This is a genomic window from Geoalkalibacter sp., from assembly GCF_030604225.1.
GTDB lineage: Bacteria > Desulfobacterota > Desulfuromonadia > Desulfuromonadales > Geoalkalibacteraceae > Geoalkalibacter.
In genome coordinates this window covers 1-5,273 of sequence record NZ_JAUVWH010000169.1, presented here as the reverse complement: position 1 = coordinate 5,273, position 5,273 = coordinate 1, and the positions used below count along the sequence as shown (strand labels likewise).

Below are 5,273 nucleotides of genomic sequence, written 5' to 3'. Positions count from 1 at the left end.
CTGGTGCCACACGACCGGCGCGGGCGGCGTGCCTTCCGTGAGCATTCCCACCGCCCAGCAGATCCGCGTGTGCCAGAACTGCCACGGCATCCAGTCCCTGCACAACATCCAGTACGCCGCCCCCGGCACCACCGTGCAGGTCGGCCAGATGCAGCCCTGGTTCGGCCACATCGGCAACAATCAGGACTGCAATGGCTGCCACGGGTTCACCCAGACCCAGTCCGTGGCGCCCATGGCCGGCCCCGTGGTGCCGCAGATCGACGGCATGACCGCCAACGTGGTGGTTGCCGGCAAGGAAACCATCGTCGAACTGGTCGGCCTGAACTTCGTCAACAGCTACTCGCCCATGGCCGGCATCCCCGCCGTGGAATACAACTCGGTGGTGGTGCTCACCGACGCCGCCGGCAACAGCGTTGAACTGGCGCCCCTCAACATCACCCCCAACAGCATCAAGGTCGCCGTTCCCGCCACCCTGGCCGTCGGCAACTATGCCGTCGTGGCGAAGAAGCTCGATAAGCTCTCCAACCCCGAGAGCCTGGTGGTGAAGCCCGAGGTAGCCATCGCCTCCGCCGACATCAAGGCCGACGGCAGCATCGTCATCGCCGGCAAGGGCTTCGGCATGCAGCCGCCCCAGGCCCAGGGCCTCGGCGTCAACATCGCCAATGCTCCGGCCGACGTGATCACCTGGAATGAAGGCCAGATCGTCGTGAAGGCCGCCGGCGCCCAGGCCGGCCAGACCGTCGAGGTGCTCTCCACCTACGTGGTGTCGGCGCAACTGACCGGAGTGGTTGAGCCGCCCGTGGTTGAGCCGCCCGTGGTCGAACCTCCCGTGGTCGAACCTCCCGTCAAGGGCGGCAAGGGCGGCAAGGGTGGCAAGGGCGGCAAGGACAGCACGCCGGCTCCTTCCAAGAAGAGCGACGTGAAAAAGGGTCGCTGATCGGCGATCCTGACAGCAAAGTAAAATCAATGATCCAATGACCATGTCATGACCACAAGGGGGGACGTTACGACGTCCCCCCGTTTTTCATGCGATTCGCGGCATCAGGAGATCCATCTCTTTCAAGGGAGTACCGATTCACCATGAAAGCCATTGCGCTGAGCCTTCTTACCCTGGCGCTGCTGGTCGCGCCCCTCGCCGGTTCCGGCCAGGCGGCGTCTTCCCGGGAATATCTGGTCGGTTTCCACGATGCGGCCCAGGCCGCCGACAAAGCCTCGTTCCTGGAACAGAAACGCAAGTTGAAAAAATCCATGCGACGCCTGCCGGTGGTGAGCGCCGTGCTCGATGAAGCCGAGGCCGCGGCGCTGCGCAACGACCCGCGCGTCGCCTACGTTCAGGAGAACGTCTGGATCCAGGCTATCGACCCGATCCTCGGCGCGGAATACAACCAAAGCTGGGGGGTCACCCATATCGGTGGACGCACCGCTCACGAGGCCGGCAAGTTCGGGCAGGAGGTGCGCGTCGCGGTGCTCGACACCGGCATCGACTACACCCACCCGGATCTGATGCTGCGCTACGCCGGCGGCTATGATTTCGTCTTCGACGATGCCGACCCCATGGACGACAACACCAACAGCCACGGCACCCATGCCGCCGGCATCATCGCCGCCGAGCTCAACGGCCAGGGCGTGGTCGGCGTCGCGCCCCTGGCGCGCATCTACGGCGTCAAGGTGCTCGACGGCGCGGGCTTTGGCTCACTGGAGTGGCTGGTGCAGGGCATCGATTGGGCCATCGCCAACAACATGCACATCATCAACCTGAGCCTCGGCTTTTCCAGCGATTTCCCCGCCGTCCGCGATGCCTGCGACCGCGCCTACGCGGCCGGCATCCTACTGGTGGCTTCCTCGGGCAACACCAATCAAGGCGAGGCGCTTTACCCCGCCGCCTACGACTCGGTCATCGCCGCCAACGCCACGGACGCCGGCGACCAATTCGGCGAATTCTCCTCCATCGACGCGCGCATCGAGCTTGCCGCCCCCGGCACCAGCATCGTCTCCACGGCGCGCGGCAACCAGTACCTGAGCCTCACCGGCACCTCCCAGGCCGCGCCCCATGTGGCCGGGGTCGCCGCGTTGCTGATCGCCGCGGGCATTCAGGACGCCAACGGCAACGGGCGCATCAACGACGAGGTGCGCCTGCGTCTGCGCCACACCGCGCGGGATCTGGGTGCCGGCGGCCATGACCCCTATTACGGCTACGGCCGGATCGACGCCGCGGCTGCCTTGGGTCTGGGCGTCATCCCGCCCGGCGACGGCAGGAAAGACAAGAAGGATAAAAAGCCCAAGAAGGTCGACCTCATCAAGGGACGTCGCTGATTTTGGCCTCCTCAACGCAAAAAGCCGCTCTTTCGAGCGGCTTTTTGCGTTGGGAGGCTTGTCGACGCGCTATTCCAGGCCCTGACCGGTGGTGGTCGTCACCAGCTTGCCGTGCTTGACGCCCTTGGTGCCGATGAGCTCATCGGCGAGGCGGCGCACCTCGCGGGATTTGCCCTTGACCACCACCACCTCCAGGCAGTGATGAGCGTCGAGATGCACGTGCAGGGCGGAGATGATGGCGTCATGGTGGCTGTGCTGCTGCTCGGTGAGCTTGTCGGCGAGATCGCGGGTGTGGTGGTCGTAGACCAGGGTGACCGTTCCCACCGTTTCCTGATCGGCGTCGGCCCATTGCTCTTCCACCAGGGCGTTGCGGATGAGATCGCGGATGGCCTCGGAGCGGTTGCTGTAGCCCTTGTCGGCGATGAGGCTGTCGAAACGCTGCAAGAGGCGATCGTCGATGGAAATGCCGAAGCGGACGGTTTCTGACATGGCGGGCCTCCGGATGGGGATAAGCGGTGAATTGTATCTAGCATGCCGGGTCACGACGGTCAAGGGTCGATAATCTATGGTGAAATTGCAAAACCCCTGGCGCCCGCCCAGAAGTTATCCACAGCCTGTCCACCGCCGGAGCACAACATCTGGTGGCAACCTCCGATTTTCTATTCAACATGTTGGGTTTTTTGCCTTGACTCACGACATGCGTATGCTAAATTCACCCCGTTGCCGGGGCGCCGGCGCAAGCTTTTCCACGGCGCCCCAAATCCACCGGGGGAGGACAGCATGCTCAGCTTCATCCGCAAACGCGACGGCCGCCTGGCGGCCTTCGAGGAAGCCAAGATCACCGAGGCCATCCAGAAGGCGGTGCGCGCCGTGGGCGGCAGCGACATGGAGCGCGCCACAAGCATCGCCCGCCAGGTGGTGGGCATCCTCGAAGTCATCTACAAGGACGAGCGCATCCCCACGGTGGAGAACGTGCAGGATCTGGTGGAAAAGATCCTCATCGAGAACGGCCACGCCAAGGTCGCCAAGGCCTACATCCTCTACCGCAAGCAGCACGAGAGCCTGCGCAGCACCCGCGAGTTCATGCGCGAGGCCATCGAATCCATCGACTCCTACCTCGCCCAGGAGGATTGGCGGGTCAACGAGAACGCCAACATGGGCTACTCCCTGCAGGGCCTCAACAACCACATCGCCAGCAACATCACCAGCAATTACTGGCTGAATAAAATCTATCCCGAATACATCGCCGCGCCCCACCGCGAGGCGGACTATCATCTGCACGATCTCGGCATGCTTTCGGTCTACTGCTGCGGCTGGGACCTCAAGGAGGTGCTGCTCAAGGGCTTCACCGGCGCCTACGGCAAGGTGCAGAGCGGTCCGCCCAAGCATTTCCGCACCGCGTTGGGCCAGGTGGTCAATTTCTTCTACACCCTGCAGGGCGAGGCCGCCGGCGCCCAGGCCTTCGCCAATTTCGACACCCTGCTCGCGCCCTTCATCCGCTTTGATCGCTTGGGCTACGCCGAGGTCAAGCAGGCCATGCAGGAGTTCATCTTCAACATGAACGTGCCGACCCGCGTCGGCTTCCAGACCCCGTTCACCAACGTCACCCTGGACATGACCCCACCTTCGACCCTGGCCCAGGAAGCGGTGATCATCGGCGGCCAACTCATGGAGGTTTGCTACGGCGCGTTCCAGGAGGAGATGGATCTGTTCAACCGCGCCTTCTGCGAGGTGATGATGGCGGGCGATGCCTCGGGGCGCATCTTCTCCTTTCCCATCCCCACCTACAACCTGACCCGCGAGCTCGACTGGGACAGCCCGCGCTTCCAGCCCATCTGGGAGATGACCGCCAAGTACGGCATCCCCTATTTCAGCAATTTCATCAATTCGGACATGAGTCCCGAGGATGCGCGGTCGATGTGCTGCCGGCTCAGGTTGGACAACCGCGAGCTGCGCCGGCGCGGCGGCGGGCTGTTCGGCAGCAATCCCCTGACCGGCTCCATCGGCGTGGTCACCCTCAATCTGCCGCGCGCCGCCTATCTGGCCGACTCCCAGGAGGCTTTTTTCGCCCGCATCGGCGAGCTCATGGACATCGCTCGCGATTCCCTGGAAATCAAGCGCAAGCAGCTTGAGCGCTTCACCGAGCACGGTCTCTACCCCTACAGCCGCTTTTACCTCGAAGGCATCAAGGAGCGCTCGGGCAACTTCTGGGACAACCACTTCTCGACCATCGGCCTGATCGGCATGAACGAGGCCTGCCTCAACCTCATCGGCCGCGACATCACCACCCCGGCGGGCCACGCCCTGGCCACGGACACCCTCGAATTCATGCGCGCCAAGCTTGAGGCCTACCAGGAAGAAACCGGCCATCTCTACAACCTGGAGGCCACCCCCGGCGAGGGCACCAGCTTCCGTTTGGCGCGCGCCGACCGCGAGCGCTATCCCGAGCTGCTCGCCGCCGGCCACGAGCAGCCCTACTACACCAACAGCACCCAACTGCCGGTGGGCAGCACCGACGACATCTTCCAGGCCCTGCGCCACCAGGATCAGCTGCAAACCCGCTACACCGGCGGCACCGTATTTCACGGCTTTCTCGGCGAGCGCCTCGAGGACTGGCAGAGCGCGCGGCTGCTGGCGCGGCGCATCGCGGAAAATTTCCATCTGCCCTATTTCACCATCACCCCGACCTTCACCATCTGTCCCGAGCACGGCTACATCGCCGGCGAGCATTTCGCCTGCCCGCACCATGCTCAGGGCCAGGCGGCCTGACATCAACCCGAGGAGAAAAGCTCATGACCCCCAAGTGCGACGCCAAAGTTGAAGTCTATTCCCGCGTGTGCGGTTTCTTTCGCCCCGTGCAGCAGTGGAACAAGGGCAAGAAGGAAGAATTCCGCGACCGCCGCGAATATCTCGTCGAGCAGGCCAATTCCAAAGGCTGAACCATGGGTATCAAGGGCTTT

At 63.7% G+C, this 5,273-nt stretch carries 2 protein-coding genes and 2 pseudogenes; 3 read left to right on the top strand and 1 reads right to left on the bottom strand.

Annotated features, from left to right (window positions below; genetic code table 11):
* Both QAT43_RS13985 and QAT43_RS13980 read left to right on the top strand, forming a co-directional pair.
* Nucleotides 1–937: pseudogene (locus tag QAT43_RS13985) on the top strand (hypothetical protein); the annotation flags it as partial.
* Between the two features lie 143 nt (nt 938–1,080).
* On the top strand, nt 1,081–2,313 hold the full coding sequence (locus tag QAT43_RS13980; protein WP_305043702.1) for a S8 family peptidase: 1,233 nt from the start codon (nt 1,081–1,083) through the stop codon (nt 2,311–2,313).
* Between the two features lie 69 nt (nt 2,314–2,382).
* Here QAT43_RS13980 and nikR read toward each other — a convergent pair whose 3' ends face one another.
* Entirely contained in the window at nt 2,383–2,802 is a 420-nt protein-coding gene (nikR, locus tag QAT43_RS13975; protein WP_305043701.1) for a nickel-responsive transcriptional regulator NikR, read from the bottom strand.
* Nucleotides 2,803–3,093: 291 nt separating this feature from the next.
* On the opposite strand from nikR, the pseudogene QAT43_RS13970 reads away from it, so the two are divergent.
* A pseudogene (locus QAT43_RS13970) lies at nt 3,094–5,252 on the top strand (ribonucleoside triphosphate reductase).
* The last annotated feature ends 21 nt before the right edge of the window (nt 5,253–5,273 follow it).